Source organism: Roseinatronobacter sp., assembly GCF_051859525.1.
Lineage (GTDB): Bacteria > Pseudomonadota > Alphaproteobacteria > Rhodobacterales > Rhodobacteraceae > Roseinatronobacter.
Map to the genome: position 1 here is coordinate 81,819 of NZ_JBHYFM010000007.1, position 23,088 is coordinate 104,906.

Genomic DNA, 23,088 nt, shown 5'->3' on the forward strand with positions numbered 1-23,088 from the left:
ACATGCCCGCCAACACCATCGCGCGATTTCAGTTGGCCGGACAAGTCAGCAATACCTTGGAACACGCTTGATCGCTTGCTACAATACTTGACGAACAGCGCCAATCCTGCATTTGCAAGGCAAAGGGTCCATTGATGCGTATCACCTGTCCAAGTTGCCTTGCGCAATACGAAATCGACGCCGCCCTTCTGCCCGCTGACGGGCGCGAAGTGCAGTGTTCGGCCTGTAGCCATATCTGGTTCCAACCGGCCGAGGGGAATTCGCCCCCCCCGGCAAAGCCCGATCCGGTGAGCGGGCCGGATACCGGTGATGCCGACGGCGCGACAGATGCGCAACAGCAGGCCCCGTCAACACCGCCCCCGCCAGCCGCCCCGCCCCCCGAGCCTGAAGCCGAGGCCCCGCAGTCAGAGGCGGGCAGGCCAAAATCGCGCCGGCTGGACCCGTCCGTCGCGGATGTCCTGCGCGAGGAAGCCCAATTCGAGGCAAGCCAGCGCCAGCGCGAGGCCGAAGGGTTGCAATCGCAGCCGGATCTTGGATTGTTGGCAGGGGCACCCTGGCCCGCATCGGGTGCAGATACGCAGGCTGGGGAGGATACGTCAGGGGGGACGCAGTCACCCGCGCAAACGCAATCCGCATTTCCGGATATCGATGACATAAGTGCAACGCTTGAACCCGCTGGCGAGGCCCGCAGACAGGGCGAATTCCAGTTGCCGCAGACGGCACAGGCACGCCAGCGCAGTTTCCTGCGCGGGTTCATTGTGCCGCCGGTTCTGGCCGCGCTGCTGGTCGGGTTGTACATTGCCAGCCCGCAGATTGTGAATGCGTTGCCAGCCGCCGCACCGGTCATGTCCGCATATACAGGGCTGGTTGATACCGCCCGCGAAGGGATTCAGGCCATCGTCGCAGGTTTCTGACGGTGGCCGACGGGGGCGCCGCGTGCGGTCAGTTGCCCCCGAAAATGGAGCCCAGAATGCCGCGGATTGTATCATCCAGCGACGATGCAGGGCCGCGTGCCGGTTCAGGGGCGGGACGGAAACCCTGGTCCTCGACAACGGGGCGCTGCGGTTCCAGCATGGGCAGGTCGCGCGCGGGCAGGCCCTGATGCACGCGGGTCATCACTTCGCGCCAGATCTCGGCGGGAAGTCCGCCGCCGGTAACACCTGTCAGGGGTGAATTGTCGTCATAGCCCATCCAGACGCCGGTCACATAATCCGCTGTGAACCCGATAAACCACGCATCGCGCGATGCCTGTGTCGTGCCCGTCTTGCCTGCGGCCTGCCGGTCGGGCAGGCGCGCCCGCGTGCCTGTCCCCTCTTGCAGCACACGCGTCATCATCCATGTCAGCAACTGGGCGGAATGTTCGGTTATGACGCGGTCGCCAATGCCGGTGCTTGCGCCGAACAATGGTGTGGATTCCCCCATCAGCGTAAGATCATGTATGCCGAAGGGGCGCACCGCGCTGCCACCGTTCAGAATACCGGCATAGGCTGCGGTCATTTCCAGCAGGGTGGATTCCGACGCGCCAAGTGCCAGTGCCGGCCCCTCGGCCAATTCGCTGCGCAGGCCGAACTGGTTGGCCACCGCGCGCACCTGATCGCGCCCCATGGCCTCGGATATGCGCACGGCAGGCGTGTTCAGCGACTTGGCAAGCGCTTCTGTCAGGGTGACAAACCCGTGAAATTCGCCGGTATAGTTGCGTGGCGACCACGGGCCTGAGCCCGGAATGTTAATTGTCAGCGGTGCATCTTCGACAATGTCGAACGGTTCAAACCCGTTTTCCAGTGCTGCGGCAAACAGGAACGGTTTGAATGCCGAACCGGTCTGTCGCATGGCCTGTGTCGCGCGGTTGAAGCCGCCAACGGACGGGTTGCGCCCGCCGACCATGGCGCGCACGGCCCCGTCTGCGGACATGACCACCACGGCCACTTCCGCCTCGGACCCTTCGCGGACACGGTTTTCAAACACTTCGTTAACCGCTTCTTCTGCGGCAGCCTGAAGGCGCGCGTCGAAGGTGGTGCGCATGATCACATCTTCGGTGGTGTCGCGCGTCAGGTAGGCGGGGCCGCTTTGCATAAGCCAGTCGGCAAAATGGATGCCGCGCCGCGCTTCGGCAGATTCCGACAATGTCGCAGGATAGGACCGCGCTTCGGACAGTTCGTAATCCGTCAGCAGACCTTGTTCATGCATCAGGTTTATAACGACATTCGCCCGCGCCTGTGCCCGCGCCAGATTGCGCGTTGGTGCGTAATATGACGGCGCGACCAGCAAACCGGCCAGCATCGCGGCCTCTGACGGGCCGACCTCATTTGCCGAACGCCCGAAATAGCGCTGTGCGGCGGCTTCGAACCCGCGCGATCCGGCACCCAGAAAGGCGCGATTCATGTAGACTGTCAGAATGTCATCTTTTGACAGCTTCGCTTCCAATGCGAAGGCGTAGGGCAATTCCCGGATCTTGCGCCAGACCGTGCCACGGCGGCAGTCGGCCTCGTATGCGGCCTCTGACTCCCACTCATCGGGGTCGAATGGCACGCCAAGACACAGCAGTTTTGCGACCTGCTGCGTGATGGTTGACCCGCCCGCACCTGAAAATGCACTGCGCCCTGATGACAGATTAGACCGGATCGCACCGGCGATACCCCGCGGGGACACCCCGAAATGCCAGTAAAAGCGCCGGTCCTCTGTCGCGATGATGGCGTTTTTCAAATAGGGCGACACAGTATCGGCGGTGATTGCCCCGCCGAAGGATTCCCCGCGCCACGCAAATACGCTGCCATCGCGGTCCATCATGGTCACGGACCCGCGCGCGCGTGCATCCAACAGGTCGGCCAGGGGCGGCATGTTGGCATAGAAGTAGAATGTGGCACCTGCCAGAATCAGCGCGATAACAGCAGTTGTGCGCCAGACCACCCCCCAGACCACCCGCCACAGGAACCGGAATACCCCCCTGACAAAACGGGTAATGACATTGCCCGAGGATGCGTTCACGCGCGCCGGTCTGGACTTGCGTGCGGCCTTGGCCTTTGGCCCCGTGGTGCCGGAACGCGCAGCAGGCTTTGCCCCGCGCTTCTCCGCGACCAGATTTCCGCGTTTGTTTCCCGGACCTGCCATTCAAACCAACCTGCTTACCAAACCCTGAACATTTGGCACCGCCATTCCGGCATATTGCCAATATTGCAGCCCTTTTGCCATTGCGCAGGGCATCTGACCAGCACCTTCGCGACAAAGTGTTGCGCTGTTTGCGTCAAGTCACGATTCAGTTCTGACTAATATTTGTGCATCGATGCCTTTTTGTGCATTTTTTTTCGGATTTCACGAACTCAGCCCTTCTGCGGCGCGGCAAATGATTGAGGGGGTGGCCCCTTTGCGTGCTGATTATGCCTGAGGCCCGAGGGGGTCCCTGCAGAAGTGGAAAGGGGAACGTACCGTGAAATACATCATAGCGGCAATAAAACCGTTCAAGCTGGAAGAGGTCCGCGAGGCGCTGACATCTATCGGCGTGCGCGGAATGATGGTTACCGAAATCAAGGGCTTCGGCGCGCAGTCGGGACATACCGAAATTTACCGTGGCGCTGAATATGCTGTCAATTTCGTGCCCAAGCTGAAGCTGGAAATCGCGGTTTCCGATGGCATGGCAGATCAGGTCGTCGAGACGCTTCAGAAAACCGCCCGTACCGACAAGATCGGCGATGGCAAGATTTTCGTGCTGGATCTGGCCGCAGCAACACGCGTGCGCACCGGCGAAACCGGCGACGACGCACTGTAAGCCGCGGAAACTCTGGGAAAAGACCAAAAGGACAAATGCAGATGCAACTTAAAAAACTCATACCCCTTGTGGCCGCTGCCGCGTTGTTGCCCGGACTGGGCTTCGCGCAGGAAGCCGCCGAAGTCGCAGAAACCGGCATGGATTCAGTTGAACGCCTGAACATGGAAATGGTGTTCATCATGAACTCGCTTCTGTTCCTTGTTGGCGGGTTTCTGGTGTTCTTCATGGCTGCCGGCTTTTGTATGCTGGAAACCGGCCTTGTGCGTTCCAAGAACGCCACAATGCAGCTGATCAAGAACGTAGCGCTGTTTTCAGTTGCGACCGTTGCCTATTTCGTTGTCGGGTTTAACCTGATGTACCCGCTGGGCGATTGGGTCGTCGAAGGCTGGCTGGGCGGCATTGCGCCAACCGTGCTGGAACCTGTCGGCGTCGCATTCGAGGATCTGGACGATGTTGAATATGCCTCCATCGGGTCAGATTTCATTTTCCAGCTGATGTTCTGTGCGGCTGTCGCGTCCATCGTGTCGGGTGCTGTGGCTGAACGCATCAAGCTGTGGCCGTTCCTTGGGTTTGTGATTGTCCTGACCGGCATCATCTATCCCATTCAGGCCAGCTGGAGCTGGGGCGAAGGCTTCCTGGACGAGTTGGGCTTCCTTGACTTTGCCGGATCGTCCATCGTGCACGGTGCCGGTGGCTGGGCTGCGTTGGCCGGGGTGATCGTTCTGGGCGCACGCGCTGGCAAATATGGCAAGGATGGCCGCGTAACTGTCATGGCCGGTTCGAACCTGCCGCTGGCCACGCTGGGCATGTTCATCCTGTGGCTGGGTTGGTTCGGCTTTAACGGCGCGTCGCAGCTTGCCATGGGCACAGTCAGCGATGTTGCAGATATCAGCCGTATCTTCGCAAACACGAACACGGCTGCTGCCGGTGGTGCGATTGCAGCGCTGCTTCTGTCGAAGTTCCTGTACACCAAGCCTGACCTGACAATGGTGCTGAACGGTGCGCTGGCCGGTCTGGTCTCGATTACCGCAGAACCCCTGACGCCTGGTCTGGGTGCGGCAACGCTGATCGGCGCTGTTGGCGGTGTGATTGTTGTGCTGACTGTTCCGCTGCTGGACAAGCTGAAGCTGGACGATGTTGTCGGCGCAATTCCGGTTCACTTGTTTGCCGGTATCTGGGGCACACTTGCAGTCGTTCTGACCAACCCCGACGCGACCCTGTCGGCGCAGATCATCGGGATTGTGGCCATCGGTGCCTTCATGTTCGTCGCATCGCTGGTCATGTGGCTGATCCTGAAAGCCGTGTTCGGTATCCGCGTCAGCGACGAAGACCAGATCACCGGTCTGGATACGACCGAACTGGGCATGGAAGCCTATCCGGAATTCAGCAAGGGCTAAGCTGACCCGATACAAAGTGTTGATAAGGCCCGGTCGTGTGATCGGGCCTTATGCTATGCGCAACGATATGTGTGCGTTTGTGCGGCAGTCTGTGGTGTCAGCGGTGCTCAAGGACTTCTACGGCCAGAATGGTGGGCAGGTGCCGCGCGATTTCCTGCCATGTGTCCCCTTCATCCGTGCTGGCAAAGAGCGAGCCGCTATTGGTGCCGAAATACACCCCCGCCGGATTGCGCATGTCCCCGCACATTCCCTGCCGCAGCACAGTGAAAAAGCAGGATGTTTGCGGCAGGCCCTGACGCAGCGCGTGCCAGCTTTTGCCACCATCGTGCGACCGCCATACGGCTGCGGCCGCATCGGGCGGGTAGCGCCCCGCCATGTCGCCATTCAGGGGCAGTGTCCAGATTGTATCGGGGTCATGGGGGTGCACATGTATGGGGAAGCCGAAGGTTGACGGCAGCCCGTCGGTAATGTCGTCCCAACTGCGCCCGCCATCTGCCGAGCGCCACACACCATGATGGTTTTGCTGATACAGCACATCCTCGGCCCCTGACGCGCGCGCCATGTTGTGAACGCAATGCCCCGTTTCGCCGCCCTGCGGACCGGCGGGATGGTCGCAATGGCTGTGGGCCTGTGCATTGGACAGACGGTTCCGGCGTTCCCATGTCCGCCCGCCATCTTCTGTGGCAAAAACGCCTGCGGCAGATATCCCGACCCACAGTTTGGCTGCATCGGCAGGGGCGGGCACGATTGTGTGCAGCACCAGCCCCGCCGCGCCGGGGTTCCAGCTGTCGGCAGAAGGGTGATCGCCCAGCCCGTCAACCCGTGACCATGTCGCGCCATTGTCCGGACTTTGCAGCAAGGCAGCGGGCTTCATTCCGGCATATAACCTGCCATGCGCATGGCACAGGGACCAGACCTGTGAATAGGCATCGCCGAAGGGCAGGGTTTCCTGCGTCCAGCCCACCATACTGGCAAAATCGGGATCATTGGCGGCCCAGTCGTCCAACGTGCCTTTGGACAGGCGCGTCAATGTCCATGTCTGCCCATGATCATCGGACCGCCAGACACCCGCGCCATGCCATTCGCCCCCGCCACCAGCCCAGATTGTCCCGCTGTCGCTGTCGCCGATCACATGGTTTATCGGCCAGCCGTCACAATAGGGACCGCAAACGCGCCATCCGCTTCGGTCGCCGGTATCGGAAACCATAAATGCGCCTTTTGTCGTGCCCACAAGAAGTGCGATAGTGCCCTGAGCCATGATCTGCCCCCCCCCCGATCGGTCCCCCAGTCAACCCGAGAGTATCACGAAACAGTATCATGGCATAGCAGCGCGCGGCATCAGCGTCAGGCTTGTTTGCGACCTTCCAGCACCGCCTTAATGATCAGGGCGATAACCGCAATAAGCGTCAGGGTCGACGCGGCAGCAAAGGCGCCCACGGCATTCAGGTCGTTGAACAGCAACTCCACATGCAGCGGCAATGTGTTTGTCTGCCCGCGAATATTGCCCGACACGACCGAAACGCCGCCGAATTCGCCCACCGCCCGCGCGGTACACAGAACGGCACCATAAAGCAGCGCCCATTTGATGTTGGGCAGCGTCACGCGGGTGAATATCTGCCAGCCATTCGCGCCCAAGGTGACTGCGGCCTGTTCCTGCTCGGACCCTTGTGCCTGCATCAGGGGCAGCACTTCGCGCGCAACAAAGGGGGCCGTCACGAACATGGTGACCAGCACAATACCCGGCAGCGCGAAGACCACCTGCATGTCATTGGCCTGAAGCCATGGCCCCAATATGCCCTGCCGCCCATACAGCAGCAGATAGCAGATGCCCGCGATGATGGGCGAGATCGAGAAAGGGATCTCGATTATGGTGACAAGGATACCGCGCCCCGGAAAGCGGTGTTTGGCCACAGCCCATGCGGCGGCAATGCCAAACCCCACATTCAGCGGCACGACGATGATTGCCGTGATCGTGGTCAGCCAGATGGCGTGCAGCGTGGCAGGGTGCAGGATATTGGCGGCATAGACCTGCCACCCCTGCGAGAAGGCGCGCGCGAAAATGAACAGCATTGGCGATGCGATAAACAGCAGTGTCAGCCCGACCGCCAGCCCGATCAGGATGCGTTCGCCACGGCGGCTTGCGCCGGGCAGGTGGGTGTGTGTTGCGGCGCTCAACGGCTCGCCTCCCGGTAGCGCGAGGCCCAGACTTGCAGCAGATTGGACACCACCAGCAGCACCAGCGCAAAGCCCAGCAGAACAAGTGCGATGGCGGCCGCGCCGTTATAGTCGAACTCTTCCAGCCGGATATAGGCCAGCAGGGCGGCGATTTCTGTGCGGAAGGGCAGGTTTCCGGCGATAAACACAATCGCCCCGAATTCCCCGAGTGAGCGCGCGAAAGCTGTTGTGCAGCCCGCCAGCCATGCGGGCAGGATCGCGGGGAAGACCACGCGTGTGAAAATGGCCCATGGCCGCGCGCCCAGCGTCAGCGCGGCCTGTTCCAGCGCGGGGTCCATATCCTCCAGCACCGGCTGGACAGTGCGCACGACAAAAGGGACGGATGTGAACGCCATGGCCAATGCAATGCCCCAGATGGTATAAACCACCTGAAAACCCATTGCGTCCAGCACCGGACCAAACCAGCCATTGGCGGAAAACAACGCCGTCAGCGCCAGTCCCGCCACCGCCGTTGGCAGCGCAAAGGGCACATCCATCAGCGCATCAAGGATGCGTTTGCCGCGGAATTCATAGCGCACCAACACCCAAGCCATCAAAAGCCCGTAGATCGCGTTGAACACTGTCGCGATCAGGGCCGCTGTCAGTGTGATCTGGAACGCCGCCACCGCCCGCGGGCTGGAGATGATGCGCCAAAACCGGTCAGGGCCGATTTCGGCCCCTTTCAGGATCAGCGCGATCACCGGAATCAGCACGATGAAGGTCAGATACAGCAGCGTCGTGCCAAGGCTTAGGGTAAAGCCCGGCAGGACGCGTTTGGCGCGGATGGGCGCGCCGGTATTGGTGGCTGTGGTGGTCATCGGCTCACTGGTTCACAAACACATTGTCAAGGCGCGCGCCTTCGGCAAAGTGGTTTTCCTGAACAGCGTCCCAGCCGCCGAACACCTCGTCCACGGTTACAAGGCGGACATCTGGCAGTTGATCGGCATATTCTGCCGCGACGTCTTCATCGGCGACACGGTAGAAATGCTCGGCCACAATGCGCTGGGCATCAGCGGTGTAGAGCCATTCAAGATAGGTGGTTGCCAGCTCCGTGGTGCCGTTGCGGTCCGCAACGTCCGAAACCACCGCGACAGGGAAAGCCGCAAACAGGCTGACCGACGGCGTTACACGCTCCAGCCCCTGATCGGCATAAGCCGCTGCAATGCCGCCGGTTTCGGCCTCGAATGTGACCAGCACGTCACCGATATTGCGTTCTGCGAAGGTCTGGGTTGCCCCGCGCCCACCCGTGTCAAACACTGGCACATTGTCAAAGATTGCCTTGACGAAGGCTTCGGCGGCATCCTCATCACCGTCATTCTGCTCCAACCCATAGGCGAACGCGGCCAGATAGGTATAGCGTGCGTTTCCGCTGGTGCGCGGGTTGGGGAAGATCACTTCGACATCGTCGCGGGCCAGATCACTCCAGTCCTGAATGTCCTTGGGGTTGCCCTCTCGAACCAGAAAGGCCGGCAGCGAATACCACGGCGACGCGCCATTGGGCAGCGCATCGCGCCAGTCGGCGGACAAAAGGCCACCTTCGGCCAGTACGTCAATATCGGTTTCCTGATTGAAGGTCACGACATCGGCGGGCAGCCCTTCAAGGATAGCGCGCGCCTGCCGCGACGATCCACCATGGCTTTGGTCAATCGTGACAGTGCGGCCAGTGGTTTCCTGCCAATGGGCCTGAAAGCCGGGGTTCAGGGCCTCGAACAATTCGCGCGCAATGTCATAGCTGGTGTTTAGCAGGGTATCTTGTGCAGTCGCGGGTGTGATGCCAAGTGCAAGGACCACGGCAGATGTACGAAGAACGGGGAACGTCATCTTGTCTTCTCCTTTTGGGATGTAAGCGGAAATTCTGATACAGACGCGGCTTGCTTGCGCCGGTCGGTGGGAAAGATCGTGCCTGCCTCGATCTTCAGGCGCACAGCCGCGTCCGGCGTCAAGGCCTCGGCGCGTACAGCGCGGCGGGGCACTTCGGCCTCGGCCTCGCCCAGATCGGGGTGGCGCAGCACAAGGCGCAGATGCGCGCCGGTGCTGGTTCGGGACACGATCCGCCAGGGGGCGTCTGTGTCAGGCACGGGTGTTATGTCTTCGGGGCGGACGAACAAGTGACCATTGCCATCAGGCAAGGCCCGACGTGGCAGCGCGCCAAGGTCCAGCCCCGCCCCTTCGGCCCGTCCTGCCAGCAGGGTGACCGGCAGTTCCACAGTCGCGCCCATGAACCGCGCGACAAAAGGCGTGGCAGGGTGATCGTGGATTGTATCGGCATTGCCGATCTGCGCGATCTGCCCTTCGCCCATGACGACCACGCGGTCGGCAAGCTCAAACGCTTCTTCCTGATCATGGGTCACGAAAATCGTGGTGGACCCTGTTGCCTCGTGCACGTCGCGCAGCCAGCGGCGCAGGTCACGGCGTATCGCGGCATCCAGCGCGCCGAACGGTTCGTCCAGCAGCAGGACTTTCGGTTCAATCGCCAAGGCCCGCCCCAGCGCCACGCGCTGGCGCTGCCCGCCAGACAGTTGCGCAGGAAAGCGGTCTGCCAGATGCGCGATTTGCAGGAAATGCAGCAATTCATCGACCTTGGCCGCAATCACGGCCTTGCCGGGGCGCTGGGATCGTGGGCGCACAGATAACCCGAAAGCGATATTGTCGCGCACCTTCATATGCGGAAACAGCGCATAATGCTGGAATACAAACCCGATGCGGCGGTCTTGTGCGGCCAGTTGCAACCAGTCCTGCCCGTCCACCGCCAAGCGGCCCGTATCCGGCCATTCCAGCCCGGCGATGATTTTCAGCAATGTTGTCTTGCCGGAACCCGAAGGCCCCAGAAGCGCGACCAACTCGCCCTTGTCCACGCCAAGCTCTATCCCGCGCAGAACATCTGTCTGCCCGAAGCGTTTTGTTAGTTCTGAAATGGCAATCGACATGACCTGCCCCTTTATCTTGAGGGGCGAGGTAGTGAGTGTTTTTGCGCGCGGCAAGACGACACCCCCTGCGGCCGTGGGCGCAAGGCGGCAATGGACGCGGCCAGAATTCCATGCGCGGCGCTTACGGCGTAACAACAGTGTCGAAAGCGGGTCTGGCACTGTGTTTTTGGTTTTTGCGAGCGCGAATTCTGACGATAGCTATCTTTTTTGCACCCCGTCCCCGTATCATGCTGCGAACAGGACTATCGGGTCCGCGCGCGGCAAATGCCCCGACATTGACCGCCGCATGCACCGCAAGATATAAGCCGCAAATACCATGACTTGACCCGACAGCACTGCATCAAGCGGAAGAATACGTCCATGCCCACCGAAGAACGACTGCTGAAGCAATCGCTTGTCGCGATTTTGCTGGTGTCCATGCTGGGCATCGGGTTCGGTATTTTGTCAGGGTCGTTTGCGATCCTGTTTGATGGCGTGTTTTCACTGGTCGATGCCGCGATGACAGTGCTGTCACTGTTTGTGGCGCGGCTGATTACCCGCGCGACCCTCGCCAACGGGTTGCCAGAGCATTTGCACCGCCGGTTCAGCATGGGGTTCTGGCATCTTGAACCCATGGTTCTGACGCTGAACGCGACGATTTTGCTGGCCGTGACGCTGTATGCGATTTTCAGTGCAGTCATGGCCCTGCTGGATGGCGGGCGCATCATGGAATTCGGGCCTGCGATGGTTTATGCGGCGGTTGTGGTCATGATCAGCGTAGCGATGGGCTGGTATGAGCATCGGGCCAACCGGCATATCCAGTCGGATTTCGTCAGGATGGATGTGCATGGCTGGATCATGGCAGGGGGCGTCACGATGTCGTTGCTGATTGCCTTCGCGATCGGTTTTTCCTTGCAGGATACAGCGCAGGCATGGCTGTTGCCCTATATCGACCCCTTGGTTTTGCTGCTTGTGGGGCTTGTGCTTCTGCCTGTGCCCGTCGGAACACTGCGCCGCGCAGCGTCCGAGGTATTGCTGATAACCCCTGATGATTTGCTGCAAAAGGTTGAACAGGTCGCGGATTCTGTTCTTGCGTCAGAAGGCTTCATCGCGCATCGCGCCTATGTTGCGCGCGCCGGACGTGGCACCCAGATCGAGCTTTATTTTATCGTGCCCCCCGACCAGCCGCCGCGCCGTCTGGAAGACTGGGACGCGCTGCGCGACCATATCGGCGCAGCTATTGGTGGCGATCCGCGCCACCGCTGGCTGACCATTGCCTTCACCACCGACCCTGACCGCGCGAATTAGGGCCTGCGGAAAACCCTGCCGGATCTGTGGACCTGCCCGGCGGGGTCATCGCGTTAAATGGCGGCCTTGCGGCTTTCCTCGATATAGATTTCGCGCAACCGCAACGCCAAGGGCCCCGGCGTTCCAGCGCCCAGTTTCACGTCATCAATTTCCACAACCGGCATCACGAATGTACTGGCCGAAGTGACGAACGCTTCATCCGCGGCTTTCGCTTCATCCACGGTGAAACTGCGTTCCTCGACCGGCATCTGCGCTTCGCGCGCAAACCGCAGCACAGCGGCGCGCGTGATCCCGTGCAGGATATCATTGCTTAGCGCGCGGGTAATGATACGCCCGTCCTTGATGATATAGGCGTTGTTTGACGTGCCTTCGGTGACCAGCCCGTCCTGAACCATCCAGGCATCATCCGCGCCCTGCTGGATGGCCATCATCTTGCCCATGGACGGATACAACAGTTGAACTGTCTTGATATCGCGACGGCCCCAGCGGATATCATCAATGGTGACCACCTTGATACCCTTGCGCGCCTTCGGGCTGTCCACCAGTGCGGGGTTTGACTGGCTGAACAGCACCACAGTGGGCTTGGTGGTTTCAGGGTCGGGGAACACGAAATCCCTGTCCGCGGCCGCCCCGCGCGTGACCTGCAAATAGATCATGCCCTGTTCGACATCATTTCGCGCGACCAGCTGGCGATGAACTTCCAGCCAGTCTTCGCGCGGCATCGGGTTTTCAATGCCCAATTCCCCAAGCGAGCGTTCCAGCCGCACGAAATGACCGTCAAAATCAATAAGTTTACCGTCGATGATGGTTGTCACCTCATAGACGCCATCGGCCATCAGGAACCCGCGGTCAAAGATGGATATCTTTGCCTCGCCCTCGGGCAGATAGTCACCATTCACAAAGACGATACGACTCATCCGTTACATTCCTTCAGGCAATTTTCGCACGGCCCCCATGGCCGCCGATGTGGTCAGCGCGGCATAGGCGCGCAATGCCGTTGTCACCTTGCGCGGGCGCGGTTTTGCGGGTGTCCAGCCCTTTTCATCCTGTGCGGCACGGCGCGCGGCAAGGACGGCATCATCCACCGCCAGATGAATTGTGCGGTTGGGAATATCGATTTCGATCATATCGCCGGTTTCCACCACACCGATCAACCCACCTTCTTCGGCTTCGGGGCTGACATGGCCGATAGACAGGCCCGAGGTGCCGCCCGAAAACCGCCCGTCCGTGACCAGCGCACAGGCCGCGCCCAGCCCTTTGGATTTCAGGTAGCTGGTGGGATACAGCATTTCCTGCATGCCAGGGCCGCCGCGCGGCCCCTCATAGCGGATGATCACAACATCACCGGCCTGCACCTTGCCGGTCAGAATGCCGCTGACCGCGTCATCTTGCGATTCATATACCCGCGCGGGGCCGCTGAATGTCAGAATGGACTCGTCCACGCCAGCGGTTTTCACAATGCAGCCCTGCTCGGCCAGATTACCGAACAATACCGCAAGCCCGCCATCCTGACTGAAGGCATGTTCCTTGTCGCGGATCACGCCGGTCTGGCGGTCCATATCGACCGACTCGTACCGCCGGTCCTGCGAGAATGCAGTCTGCGTGGGCACACCGCCGGGGGCTGCGGCATAGAATTTATGCACATCAGGGCTGTTCGTGCGCCGCACATCCCATGTGTTCAGGGCATCGCCCATGGTCGGGCTGTGCACTGTCGGCAAATCGCTGTGCAACAAGCCCGCACGGTCCAGCTCGCCCAGAATTGACATGATGCCGCCTGCGCGGTGCACATCTTCCATATGGACATCATCCTTCGCGGGCGCGACCTTGCACAGGCAGGGCACCTTGCGCGACAGGCGGTCAATATCCTGCATGGTGAAATCAATCCCGCCCTCATGGGCGGCGGCCAGCAAATGCAACACCGTGTTTGTTGACCCGCCCATGGCAATATCCAGCGACATGGCATTCTCGAACGCCTTGAAGCTTGCGACATTACGCGGCAATACGCTTTCGTCATCCTGCTCGTAATAGCGCTTGGCCAGATCGACAATTACATGACCCGCGCGCAGGAACAACTGCTTGCGGTCGGCATGTGTGGCCAGTGTGGACCCGTTTCCGGGCAGGGACAGGCCCAGTGCCTCGGTCAGGCAGTTCATGGAATTGGCGGTGAACATGCCCGAACAGGACCCACATGTCGGGCAGGCGGCTTCCTCGATCGCCTGAACCTGTTCATCGGTATATTTGTCATCGGCGGCCGCGACCATCGCGTCAACCAGATCCAGCGCCTTGTCCACGCCATCCACGTTGATCTTGCCCGCTTCCATCGGCCCGCCGGACACGAACACCACCGGAATGTTCAGCCGCATCGCCGCCATCAGCATGCCGGGCGTGATCTTGTCGCAGTTCGAAATGCACACCATCGCGTCTGCGCAATGGGCATTCACCATATATTCGACCGAATCGGCAATAATCTCGCGCGAGGGCAGGGAATACAGCATTCCATCATGTCCCATGGCAATGCCGTCATCCACCGCGATGGTGTTGAATTCCTTGGCCACGCCGCCAGCCTTCTCGACCTCGCGCGCAACCATCTGTCCCAGATCTTTCAAATGCACATGGCCGGGCACGAATTGGGTGAAGCTGTTGACAATGGCAATGATGGGCTTGCCGAAATCACCTTCCTTCATCCCAGTCGCGCGCCACAGGCCGCGTGCGCCTGCCATGTTGCGTCCATGTGTCGTCGTACGAGAGCGGTATCTTGGCATATGGCTGTCCTCCGGTTTCGGATGATCCATAACGCATGTGCTGGCGTTGGAAAAGGGCGATCAACCCCAAAGCGCGGGGATGGACGGATGAACGCCCTGCGCGTCATACGCCAGGGGCGGCTCGCGATCCTCGGCCAGCAAAAGCGGTCCGTCAAGATCCACAATATCCGCGCCTTGCCCCGCCAGAACCGCAGGGGCCATGGCCAGCGAACTGCCCACCATGCAGCCGACCATAACCCCGAACCCGTCCTTGCGCGCGGCATCGCGCAGCGCCAGCGCCTCGGTCAGACCGCCGGTCTTGTCCAGTTTGATATTCACCATATCGTATTTGCCCCTCAACGCAGGCAGGCTGGCGCGGTCATGGCAGGACTCGTCGGCGCAAACCGGCAGCGGCCGCGCAATCTCGCCCAGCATGCCATCCTCACCTGCGGGCAGGGGTTGTTCCACCATCGCCACGCCCAACCCTATCAGATGGGGTGCAAGCTCGGCATAGACTTCGGCGCTCCAGCCTTCATTCGCGTCAATGATGATGCGCGTATCGGGTGCCCCGCGCCGCACGGCTTCCAGTCGCGGCATGTCATCAGGGGTGCCCAGCTTGATCTTCAGCAGGGGACGCGCGGCATGGCGGCGGGCGGCCGCTTCCATCCTGTCGGGCGTATCCAGCGACAAGGTGAACGCCGTGACCAACGGGCCGGGTGCGGCCAGCCCCGCCAGGTCCCACACGCGCTTGCCGGCCCGCTTGGCCTCCCAGTCCCACAAGGCACAATCAACGGCATTGCGCGCGGCACCGGCTGGCAGAACGTCCTGCAACGCCGCCCGCCCAAGTCCGGCCGCCAAGGATTCAATCTGGCCACAGACCGAATCGAGGCTCTCACCATATCTGGCATAAGGTACACATTCCCCGCGCCCGCTCGCACCGTCACGCGTGACGCTTACACTCACCACATCCGCATGGGTCCGCGAACCGCGCGCGATTGTAAACACTTCGGCCAGTCGAAACCTGTCACGGGTTACTGCAAACATGTCCTGCCCTTTTCAGTCTGGTTCAAATATCCTGGGGTAAATGGGGCCATCCGGCCCCAGAGGGGCAAAGCCCCTTAAAGGCTTGCCAGTTATAGGGCGGCCAGTGCGTCCACCAGTTTGCCGGCCCCGTGACGATACGGGTCCACAGTCGGCAGGCCCATTTCCGCCTCGAGCGCGGCGCAATAGTCCAGCGCTTCCTGCGCGCCCATGGCGGCGGTATTGACGGAAATCCCCACAACCTGCGCGGCCGGGTTTGCCACCCGTGCCAGATGCAGCACCGTGTCGCGCAAATCTGTCAATTCCGGCAGGGCATAGCCGGGCAGCCCGCGCATATGGGTGCGGGTGGGTTCATGCGACAGGATCAGGGCGTCGGGCTGGCCGCCATGGATCAGGGCCATGGTCACACCGGAATAGGACACATGAAACAGGCTTCCCTGCCCTTCAATCAGGTCCCAGTGATCGGCCTCATTGTCGGGCGTCAGCCATTCGATGGCGCCTGCCATGAAATCGGCGATCACCGCGTCCAGGGGCACACCGTCGCCGGTGATCAGAATGCCTGTCTGGCCGGTTGCCCGGAACGTGGCCTTCATGCCGCGCGCGACCATGTCGCGTTCCATGCACAGGGCAGTATACATTTTACCTACCGAACAGTCGGTTCCAACGGCCAGACACCGTTTGCCGCTGCGTTTTTCACCGTTGGCGATGGGGTATTTCACCGATGGAACTCGCACGTCATGCAACTGGCGTCCTGTCGCCTCGGCCACGGCTTTCAGGTCCGGCTCGTCGCGCAGCAGGTTGTGAAGTCCGGACGCCAGATCGAAGCCCTCTTCAAGCGCTGTCACCAGCACTTTTTTCCACGCGGCAGAGATCACGCCGCCGCGGTTGGCCACACCGATCACCAGCGTTTTTGCCCCGGCCGCTTTGGCTTCGGCCAGTGTCATGTCAGGCAGGCCCATATCGGCGCGGCAGCCATCCATCCGGAACTGGCCGATGGCGTAATCCGGGCGCCAGTCCTTGATACCCTGCGCGACCTTCGCGGCAAGCGGGTCGGGCGCATCGCCCAGAAACAGCAGGTAAGGGGTCTTGATCATGATATGCTCCAAAAGGATCGCGGTTTTTTGCAGTTTTGCGCGGAACAGGGGCAAGTATATCGTTTATTGTCAGGCATACCTGGATTTATCTGCAAGATGCTGCGATTTTTGGCGGAAACTGCGCGATTTTTTTGCATCCATCATTTGGGAATGCTTGCCTTATCGTGCAGGTGCAGAAAATCACCTTGCGAAGGTGTGCGCAACATTATAACCCAAAGCAAGGAAAAATAGAAATTTACTGTCCAAAGAGGTGATGAATGAGCTTTCGCATCCAACCGGCCCCGCCCGCGCGCCCCAATCGCTGCCAGTTGTTCGGACCAGGCTCGCGCGTTGCGTTGTTCCAGAAGATGGCGGTATCGGATGCGGATGTCATCAATCTTGATCTGGAAGACTCGGTCGCGCCCACGGACAAGGATGCGGCGCGCGCGAATATCATTGCGGCAACCCATGATGTGGATTGGGGCAATAAATACCTGTCGGTGCGCATTAACGGGCTGGATACCCCGTTTTGGTACCGTGATGTTGTCGATCTGCTGGAACAATCCAGCGACCGGCTGGACCAGATCATGATTCCGAAAGTGGGGTGCGCGGCGGATGTCTATGCGGTTGATGCGTTGGTCACGGCCATTGAGGCGGCCAAAGGGCGCAAGCGGCGCATCAGTTTCGAAGTGATCATCGAATCCGCGGCAGGTATTGCGCATGTTGACGAGATTGCGGCCGCCAGCCCGCGTTTGCAGGCCATGAGTCTGGGTGCGGCTGATTTCGCGGCATCCATGGGCATGGCCACGACCGGAATTGGCGGCACTCAGGAAAATTACTACATGCTGCATGACGGCGCGCGTCACTGGTCGGACCCGTGGCATTGGGCGCAATCCGCGATTGTCGCGGCCTGCCGGACGCATGGGGTTTTGCCTGTTGACGGACCGTTCGGGGATTTCAGCGATGATGACGGATACCGCGCGCAGGCGCGCCGGTCTGCCACGCTGGGCATGGTTGGCAAATGGGCGATCCACCCCAAGCAGATCGCCCTTGCCAATGAAGTGTTCACCCCGTCAGCCGAGGCAGTGGCCGAGGCGCGCGAAATCCTTGCTGCGATGGAAGCCGCAAAAGCCCGCGGAGAAGGGGCGACGGTATACAAGGGGCGGCTGGTCGATATTGCATCGATCAAACAGGCCGAAGTGATCGTGCGCCAATCCGAGATGATTTCCGGCTGAGGCCATTTCTGCCCTGAAGGGGTGTGGGGGCGCAGCGGGGGGCTGTGCCCCCCGCTGCGCCCCCACTTGGGTGCCATGTGGTCTGCCGAAGGCAGAACACATGGCGCAACCTGATGGCATTCGCCATTGCGGTTGGGGGTGGTCAGATATCCTCAATCATCACAACCCCGCCAATGGATTTTACCGCCCCCTTGATTTGCGGGGTAATGGCAAAATTCAGGCCGGTGTCGATGTCAATTTCGCGCCCCTTGGCCAGATCAGCGACGCAGAACCGCACCGGACCTTGTCCGCGCTTGGCCTGCGCGCGGCCCTGTCCCAACAGCTTCGCCACGGATTCAATCGCGGCGGTGTTTTCCACATGTATGCGCAAACCGGCCGCATCCGCATCGGCCACGACAGAATCAATCGGCTGGATGCCGCGCGCCAGCAATTTCAGGGTTTCGGCCTCCATCGTGGCCTCGACGGTCAGGACCACATTCTGGCCGGTTTCAAGATACTGGCGTCCCGCCTCCAGCGTGTCGGAAAACACCGTCACCTCATACAGCCCCGTGGTGTCGGACAACTGGACAAAGGCAAAGCGGTTCCCGCGCGCGGATTTGCGTTCCTGCCGCCCTGACACGGCCCCCGCGATCTTGCCCACAAATGCCCCGCCTGCGGCCTTCTTCTCAACCTCGGCCAGGGTCAGGACCTGTTTGCGTTTCAATGCGGCGGCGTAATCATCCAGCGGGTGACCCGACAGGTAAAAGCCGATCGCCTGATGTTCATAGCCCAGCCGTTCGGTGGGCAGCCAGTCGTCGCATTGCGACAGGCGCGGTTCGGGAATGTCTGCGCCTGCCTCGCCAAACAGTGAAACTTGATTGGAGGCGCGCGCGTCATGGATGGCGGCCGAATAGCTGACCAGCCCGTCAAGACTGTCGAATACCCGCCTGCGGTTGCGGTCCAGCTGGTCAAACGCGCCCGCCCGCGCGAGCATTTCCAGCGCACGTTTGCCCACGCGTTTCAGGTCCACACGGCGGGCCAGATCAAACAGCGTGACAAAGGGTTTGTCGCCGCGCCCGTCCACGATCAGGCGCATGGCGTCCAGACCGACATTCTTCAGGGCGCCAAGTGCATAGACCAGTGCGCCGTCCTGCACATCGAAGCGCGCGCGGGCGCGGTTGACGCAAGGGGGCACTACGGTAATGCCCATCCGGTCCACTTCGCGTTTATAGACGGCCAGTTTTTCGGTCAGGTGGATATCGCAATTCATGACGCCTGCCATGAATTCCACGGGATAATTCGCCTTCAGATAGCCGGTCTGGTAGCTGACCACCGCATAGGCGGCGGCGTGGGATTTGTTAAACCCGTAATTGGCGAATTTTTCCAGCAGGTCGAACACCTCGCCTGCTTTCTTTTCATCCACCCCGTTTGCAATGGCCCCTTTCACGAATTTGGGGCGTTCCTTGGCCATTTCCTCGGCGATTTTCTTGCCCATGGCGCGGCGCAGCAGGTCCGCACCGCCAAGGCTGTAGCCCGCCATGACCTGCGCGATCTGCATCACCTGTTCCTGATAGACAATAATGCCTTGGGTTTCCTCCAGAATGAAATCAATCGACGGGTGGATCGATTCCAGCGGCTTCAACCCGTTCTTCACCTCGCAATAGGTGGGAATATTTTCCATCGGGCCGGGGCGATACAGCGCCACAAGCGCCACGATATCCTCGATACAGGTGGGTTTCATGCGCCGCAGCGCGTCCATCATGCCCGAACTTTCCACCTGAAACACGGCCACAGTGCGCGCACTGGCATAGAGTTTATAGGTCGCTTCATCATCCAGCGGGATGGCAGAGATGTCCAGATCCACCCCGCGTCGTTTCAGCAGATCCACCGCGTTCTGAATGACGGTCAGGGTTTTGAGGCCCAGAAAGTCGAACTTGACCAGCCCTGCCTGTTCCACCCATTTCATGTTGAACTGCGTGGCGGGCATGTTCGATTTCGGGTCACGATACAGCGGCACCAGCGCGTCCAGCGGGCGGTCGCCAATCACGACCCCCGCCGCATGGGTTGAGGCATTGCGCAACAACCCTTCGACCTGCTGGGCATAGGTCAGCAGGCGGTCAACCACTTCTTCGGACTTGGCGGCTTCGCGCAGGCGCGGTTCATCGGCCAGCGCCTTTTCAATGCTGACGGGTTTCACCCCTTCGACCGGAATCATCTTGGACAGTTTGTCCACCTGCCCGAAGGGCAGTTGCAGCACGCGCCCCACATCGCGCACCGCAGCCTTGGACAACAGCGCGCCGAAGGTGATGATCTGGCCGACCTTGTCATCGCCGTATTTGTTCTGGGTGTAGCGGATGACTTCTTCGCGGCGGTCCATGCAGAAATCGATGTCGAAATCGGGCATCGACACACGTTCGGGGTTCAGGAACCGTTCAAACAGCAGGGCATAGCGCAGCGGGTCAAGGTCCGTGATGGTCAGCGCATAGGCCACAAGACTGCCCGCGCCCGACCCCCGGCCGGGGCCAACAGGAATGCCGTTATCCTTGGCCCATTTGATGAAATCGGCAACGATCAGGAAATAGCCGGGAAAGCCCATGCCCTCAATGATGCCCAGCTCAAACTCCAGCCGTTCTTCATATTCGGCCACGGGGGCTGCATGGGGGATGACGGCAAGGCGTGCGGCCAGCCCCTCCTTGGCCTGCCGGCGCAGTTCCTGAACCTCGTCATCGGCAAAGCGCGGCAGGATGGGCGCGCGGCGTTCGGCCTTGTAGGCGCAGCGGCGCGCAATCTCGACCGTGTTTTCCAGCGCTTCGGGCAGGTCGGCAAACAGGGCGGCCATTTCTTCGGGGGATTTCAGGTAATGCTGCGGCGTCAGGCGGCGGCGCGGCGCGGATTGGTCCACATAGGCCCCTTCCTTGATGCACAAAAGCGCATCATGGGCTTCATACATCTTGGATTTCGGAAAATAGACATCATTGGTCGCCACCAGTGGCAGGCCCATCGCATAGGTCATTTCCACGAAGGGGCGTTCGGTTACGCGCTGGGCGTCCATCATCTGGCCGTCCTCGCCTGCGTGGCGCTGCAATTCGACATACAGCCGGTCGGGGTAGGTTGCAGCCAGCCGTTCCATCAGCGCGCGCGCCTTGGGCATCTGGTTGGTCTGGACCAGCTTGCCCACGGCCCCTTCAGCCCCGCCGGACAGGCAGATCAGCCCGTCTGAATATTGTTCCAGTTCTTCCAGCGTGACCTGTGGAACGGGCCGGTCCTTGGGCAGATACAGGCAGGAATTCAGTTTCATCAGGCTCATGTAGCCCGCTTCGGACTGTGCCAGCAGCACAATGGGCGCGGGCATGCGCAGTTTCTCACCGGGGGCGGGCGGGTCATAGGCCACTGAAATCTGGCATCCGATGATGGGCTGCACGCCTGCGCCTGTTGCCAGCACCGAAAATTCCAGCGCCGCGAACATGTTGTCCGTGTCCGTCACCGCGATGGCGGGAATGTTCTGGGCGGCGCAATCCTTGACCAGCTTTTTCAGCGGCAAAGCCCCTTCCAGCAGCGAATATTCGGTATGTGTGCGCAGATGAATGAAGCGGGGTGTCTGTGTCATGGGTCCATCCTAGGGGCGCTGGCCGGTCCCTTCAATGGCAGCGGCAGGCCGGCGGCCACGAAAATGACGCGGCTGGCAAGGGCGGCCATACGCTGGTTCAATATGCCCGCTTCATCGCGGAACCGTCGGGCAAGGGCGTTTTCGGGCACAATACCAAGGCCCACTTCATTTGCCACCAGCCAGACCGGCCCCTTGCGCGCGACCAGTGCAAGTTCCAGCGCGGCAATTTGCGCGGGTAAATCATGGTCGGCCAGCAGGTGGTTCGTCAGCCACAGGGTCAGGCAATCCACCAGAACGGGCGCGCCATCGGGCAGTGCCGTCAGGCGCTGCGCAAGATCAAACGGGACTTCATGTGTCTGCCAGCCCGCAGCACGGCGGTCGCGGTGCTGGTCGATGCGCGCGCGCATTTCATCATCAAATGCCTGCGCGGTGGCGATATAGTGCCATGGTGGGGGCAGGGCCGTGATTTCGCGTTCCGCCAGTGCACTTTTGCCCGACCGCGCGCCGCCAAGGATCAGCGTCAGGTCATGTGGCATTCGTGATCACCTGCGTTGACATCGTTATCCATTGGCCGAATGGCAGGTTCGATTGCCACGCATCATTGCCCATAGTCAGGCTGCGGGCACATTTGATGACGCCGTGATGGGTCACAACCAGCGTGGCGGGCGCTGCATGGTCGCGCAATGCCGCCAGCGTGCGTGCGCGCAGGGCGGCCACGCTCTCGCCGCCATGCGGGCGGGCGTGCAGAATGTCACGCGCCCATGCGTCCAGCTGGTCGCGCGGTATGGCGTCCCATGGTTGCCCTTCCCATGTGCCGAAATCCATTTCCGTCAGGCGCGGGTCGATCAGCAGCGGCAGGGCGCGTGCCTGTGCCACATGCTGTGCCAGTTGCAGGCAGCGCGTCAGCGGTGATGACACAATGCGCGACACATCCGGCAATGTATCAACGATGCCGCGCGCAGTGTCCGCAAAGCAGGGCGCAAGCCCCAGATCGCTGCGCCCGTAGCAAATGCCAGCCGCCACATCCGGTTGTGTATGTCGCAGCAGGATCATACCCATGCCACGACCCCGATCAGGCAGGCGGTGGCCGCAATAACTTGGGCGGCGCCCAATGTGTCGCCAGTGTCACCGGCAATCTTGTTGCGTGCAAACCGTAGCCAGACTGCGGATGCAACAGAACTTATGCTTAGCGCAACCAGTATTGCCCCGACGGGCAAGGCCAGCGCGACCCCGAAACCAATGGCCGCCAGAAGTGCTGCACCTGTCAGTGCCAGCCCCCGCGCGCCCAAGGGCCGGTCAAGCCCCGTTCCCGCACCCCGTGGGCGCAGATAGCGGCCCTGCCCAAGGGCCAGCGCCATAATGGCGCGGCTGAACGCATGCGCCAGAACCAGCGCGCCCATCGCCCAAGGCAGCGGCAGCAGCGCCAGACAGACCGTTTGCAGCCCCAGCGCCACGACAAGCGCAAGCACGCCATAACTGCCGATCCGGCTGTCGCGCATGATTTCCAGCGCGCGGTCCGGTGTGCGCCCGCCGCCCATGCCATCAGCGGCATCGGCCAGCCCGTCTTCGTGCAGGGCGCCGGTCAGCAGCAGCATCAGCCCAAGCGTCAGGATCACGGCCACGGGTTGCGGAAAAACCTGCGCGCCCGTCCATAGAAGTGCGGCAGCAACACCCCCCAGCCCCAGCCCCACCAGTCCGAACCAGCAAGGAATGCGTGCCCAGCGTTCCGGCGTATAAGGCGCAGCCCCGCCAACAGGGATGCGGCTAAGGAATTGCAGGGCAAGGGCAATTTCGGCGGCCATGTCGCGCAGGCGGGGCATGGGG

The 23,088-nt window shown here is 61.1% G+C and carries 19 protein-coding genes; 5 read left to right on the top strand and 14 right to left on the bottom strand.

Annotated features, from left to right (window positions below; all coding sequences use genetic code 11):
• The first annotated feature begins 134 nt into the window (after nucleotides 1-134).
• Nucleotides 135-914: a zinc-ribbon domain-containing protein gene (locus ACTIE1_RS08265; RefSeq protein WP_439562040.1), complete on the top strand. Its 780-nt coding sequence runs from the start codon at nucleotides 135-137 to the stop codon at nucleotides 912-914.
• A 28-nt stretch (nucleotides 915-942) separates the two neighbouring features.
• Here the strand turns inward: ACTIE1_RS08265 and ACTIE1_RS08270 are convergent, their stop codons facing one another.
• Nucleotides 943-3,108 (bottom strand): transglycosylase domain-containing protein, encoded by a 2,166-nt coding sequence (locus ACTIE1_RS08270; RefSeq protein ID WP_439562041.1) that lies wholly within the window; start codon nucleotides 3,106-3,108, stop codon nucleotides 943-945.
• A gap of 316 nt (nucleotides 3,109-3,424) precedes the next feature.
• Between ACTIE1_RS08270 and ACTIE1_RS08275 the strand changes: the two genes are divergently transcribed.
• Together ACTIE1_RS08275 and ACTIE1_RS08280 are read left to right on the top strand one after the other, a co-directional pair.
• Entirely contained in the window at nucleotides 3,425-3,763 is a 339-nt protein-coding gene (locus tag ACTIE1_RS08275; protein ID WP_277805398.1) for a P-II family nitrogen regulator, read from the top strand.
• A gap of 41 nt (nucleotides 3,764-3,804) precedes the next feature.
• Nucleotides 3,805-5,160: an ammonium transporter gene (locus tag ACTIE1_RS08280; RefSeq protein WP_439562042.1), complete on the top strand. Its 1,356-nt coding sequence runs from the start codon at nucleotides 3,805-3,807 to the stop codon at nucleotides 5,158-5,160.
• 97 nt (nucleotides 5,161-5,257) lie between these two features.
• On the opposite strand, the gene ACTIE1_RS08285 is transcribed toward ACTIE1_RS08280, so the two are convergent.
• The 5 genes from ACTIE1_RS08285 to ACTIE1_RS08305 form a co-directional block, all read right to left on the bottom strand.
• Entirely contained in the window at nucleotides 5,258-6,418 is a 1,161-nt protein-coding gene (locus tag ACTIE1_RS08285; protein WP_439562043.1) for a WD40/YVTN/BNR-like repeat-containing protein, read from the bottom strand.
• An 86-nt stretch (nucleotides 6,419-6,504) separates the two neighbouring features.
• Entirely contained in the window at nucleotides 6,505-7,335 is an 831-nt protein-coding gene (gene cysW / locus ACTIE1_RS08290) for a sulfate ABC transporter permease subunit CysW (RefSeq protein ID WP_439562044.1), read from the bottom strand.
• On the bottom strand, nucleotides 7,332-8,192 hold the full coding sequence (gene cysT, locus ACTIE1_RS08295; protein WP_439562045.1) for a sulfate ABC transporter permease subunit CysT: 861 nt from the start codon (nucleotides 8,190-8,192) through the stop codon (nucleotides 7,332-7,334). Before cysT ends, cysW begins: the two co-directional genes overlap by 4 nt.
• 4 nt (nucleotides 8,193-8,196) lie before the next feature.
• Entirely contained in the window at nucleotides 8,197-9,195 is a 999-nt protein-coding gene (locus ACTIE1_RS08300) for a sulfate ABC transporter substrate-binding protein (protein ID WP_439563333.1), read from the bottom strand.
• The gene (locus ACTIE1_RS08305) at nucleotides 9,192-10,301 is read right to left on the bottom strand and encodes a sulfate/molybdate ABC transporter ATP-binding protein (RefSeq protein WP_439562047.1); all 1,110 of its coding nucleotides are present in this window, start codon (nucleotides 10,299-10,301) and stop codon (nucleotides 9,192-9,194) included. Before ACTIE1_RS08305 ends, ACTIE1_RS08300 begins: the two co-directional genes overlap by 4 nt.
• Before the next feature lie 360 nt (nucleotides 10,302-10,661).
• Between ACTIE1_RS08305 and ACTIE1_RS08310 the strand changes: the two genes are divergently transcribed.
• Nucleotides 10,662-11,588, top strand: coding sequence for a cation diffusion facilitator family transporter (locus tag ACTIE1_RS08310; protein WP_439562048.1), 927 nt, complete (start codon nucleotides 10,662-10,664; stop codon nucleotides 11,586-11,588).
• 53 nt (nucleotides 11,589-11,641) lie between these two features.
• On the opposite strand, the gene ACTIE1_RS08315 is transcribed toward ACTIE1_RS08310, so the two are convergent.
• From ACTIE1_RS08315 to dgcN, 4 genes are all read right to left on the bottom strand, one after another.
• Nucleotides 11,642-12,505, bottom strand: coding sequence for a D-amino-acid transaminase (locus ACTIE1_RS08315; protein WP_439562049.1), 864 nt, complete (start codon nucleotides 12,503-12,505; stop codon nucleotides 11,642-11,644).
• A gap of 3 nt (nucleotides 12,506-12,508) precedes the next feature.
• Complete coding sequence (gene ilvD, locus ACTIE1_RS08320) at nucleotides 12,509-14,350, bottom strand: dihydroxy-acid dehydratase (RefSeq protein WP_439562050.1); 1,842 nt, start codon at nucleotides 14,348-14,350, stop codon at nucleotides 12,509-12,511.
• A gap of 60 nt (nucleotides 14,351-14,410) precedes the next feature.
• On the bottom strand, nucleotides 14,411-15,373 hold the full coding sequence (dgcA, locus tag ACTIE1_RS08325) for an N-acetyl-D-Glu racemase DgcA (RefSeq protein WP_439562051.1): 963 nt from the start codon (nucleotides 15,371-15,373) through the stop codon (nucleotides 14,411-14,413).
• 89 nt (nucleotides 15,374-15,462) lie between these two features.
• Entirely contained in the window at nucleotides 15,463-16,464 is a 1,002-nt protein-coding gene (gene dgcN / locus ACTIE1_RS08330; protein ID WP_439562052.1) for an N-acetyltransferase DgcN, read from the bottom strand.
• Between the two features lie 257 nt (nucleotides 16,465-16,721).
• Here dgcN and ACTIE1_RS08335 point away from each other — a divergent pair, with 257 nt between their 5' ends.
• Nucleotides 16,722-17,678, top strand: a complete 957-nt coding sequence (locus ACTIE1_RS08335) for an L-malyl-CoA/beta-methylmalyl-CoA lyase (protein ID WP_439562053.1) — start codon at nucleotides 16,722-16,724, stop codon at nucleotides 17,676-17,678.
• 142 nt (nucleotides 17,679-17,820) lie between these two features.
• Here the strand turns inward: ACTIE1_RS08335 and dnaE are convergent, their stop codons facing one another.
• Genes dnaE through ACTIE1_RS08355 form a run of 4 tightly spaced genes read right to left on the bottom strand, consistent with a single transcriptional unit; the run spans nucleotide 17,821 to nucleotide 23,084 of the window.
• Nucleotides 17,821-21,264: a DNA polymerase III subunit alpha gene (gene dnaE / locus ACTIE1_RS08340; RefSeq protein WP_439562054.1), complete on the bottom strand. Its 3,444-nt coding sequence runs from the start codon at nucleotides 21,262-21,264 to the stop codon at nucleotides 17,821-17,823.
• A complete protein-coding gene (gene cobU, locus ACTIE1_RS08345) occupies nucleotides 21,261-21,800 on the bottom strand; it encodes a bifunctional adenosylcobinamide kinase/adenosylcobinamide-phosphate guanylyltransferase (RefSeq protein ID WP_439562055.1) in 540 nt (179 codons plus the stop codon). Before cobU ends, dnaE begins: the two co-directional genes overlap by 4 nt.
• A complete protein-coding gene (cobC, locus tag ACTIE1_RS08350) occupies nucleotides 21,790-22,323 on the bottom strand; it encodes an alpha-ribazole phosphatase family protein (protein WP_439562056.1) in 534 nt (177 codons plus the stop codon). Before cobC ends, cobU begins: the two co-directional genes overlap by 11 nt.
• Nucleotides 22,314-23,084, bottom strand: coding sequence for an adenosylcobinamide-GDP ribazoletransferase (locus ACTIE1_RS08355; RefSeq protein WP_439562057.1), 771 nt, complete (start codon nucleotides 23,082-23,084; stop codon nucleotides 22,314-22,316). Before ACTIE1_RS08355 ends, cobC begins: the two co-directional genes overlap by 10 nt.
• Nucleotides 23,085-23,088: the final 4 nt, after the last annotated feature.

Excerpts from the sequence above, each read along its gene's own strand:
- ACTIE1_RS08285 (WP_439562043.1), bottom strand. The coding sequence starts at position 6,418 with ATGGCTCAGGGCACTATCGCACTTCTTGTGGGCACGACAAAAGGCGCA.
- dnaE (WP_439562054.1), bottom strand. The coding sequence starts at position 21,264 with ATGACACAGACACCCCGCTTCATTCATCTGCGCACACATACCGAATAT.
- ACTIE1_RS08335 (WP_439562053.1), top strand. The coding sequence starts at position 16,722 with ATGAGCTTTCGCATCCAACCGGCCCCGCCCGCGCGCCCCAATCGCTGC.
- dgcA (WP_439562051.1), bottom strand. The coding sequence starts at position 15,373 with ATGTTTGCAGTAACCCGTGACAGGTTTCGACTGGCCGAAGTGTTTACA.
- ACTIE1_RS08305 (WP_439562047.1), bottom strand. The coding sequence starts at position 10,301 with ATGTCGATTGCCATTTCAGAACTAACAAAACGCTTCGGGCAGACAGAT.
- ACTIE1_RS08270 (WP_439562041.1), bottom strand. The coding sequence starts at position 3,108 with ATGGCAGGTCCGGGAAACAAACGCGGAAATCTGGTCGCGGAGAAGCGC.
- ACTIE1_RS08310 (WP_439562048.1), top strand. The coding sequence starts at position 10,662 with ATGCCCACCGAAGAACGACTGCTGAAGCAATCGCTTGTCGCGATTTTG.
- ACTIE1_RS08315 (WP_439562049.1), bottom strand. The coding sequence starts at position 12,505 with ATGAGTCGTATCGTCTTTGTGAATGGTGACTATCTGCCCGAGGGCGAG.
- ACTIE1_RS08280 (WP_439562042.1), top strand. The coding sequence starts at position 3,805 with ATGCAACTTAAAAAACTCATACCCCTTGTGGCCGCTGCCGCGTTGTTG.
- dgcN (WP_439562052.1), bottom strand. The coding sequence starts at position 16,464 with ATGATCAAGACCCCTTACCTGCTGTTTCTGGGCGATGCGCCCGACCCG.
- cobC (WP_439562056.1), bottom strand. The coding sequence starts at position 22,323 with ATGGGTATGATCCTGCTGCGACATACACAACCGGATGTGGCGGCTGGC.
- ACTIE1_RS08265 (WP_439562040.1), top strand. The coding sequence starts at position 135 with ATGCGTATCACCTGTCCAAGTTGCCTTGCGCAATACGAAATCGACGCC.
- cysT (WP_439562045.1), bottom strand. The coding sequence starts at position 8,192 with ATGACCACCACAGCCACCAATACCGGCGCGCCCATCCGCGCCAAACGC.
- cobU (WP_439562055.1), bottom strand. The coding sequence starts at position 21,800 with ATGCCACATGACCTGACGCTGATCCTTGGCGGCGCGCGGTCGGGCAAA.
- ACTIE1_RS08300 (WP_439563333.1), bottom strand. The coding sequence starts at position 9,195 with ATGACGTTCCCCGTTCTTCGTACATCTGCCGTGGTCCTTGCACTTGGC.
- ACTIE1_RS08355 (WP_439562057.1), bottom strand. The coding sequence starts at position 23,084 with ATGCCCCGCCTGCGCGACATGGCCGCCGAAATTGCCCTTGCCCTGCAA.
- ilvD (WP_439562050.1), bottom strand. The coding sequence starts at position 14,350 with ATGCCAAGATACCGCTCTCGTACGACGACACATGGACGCAACATGGCA.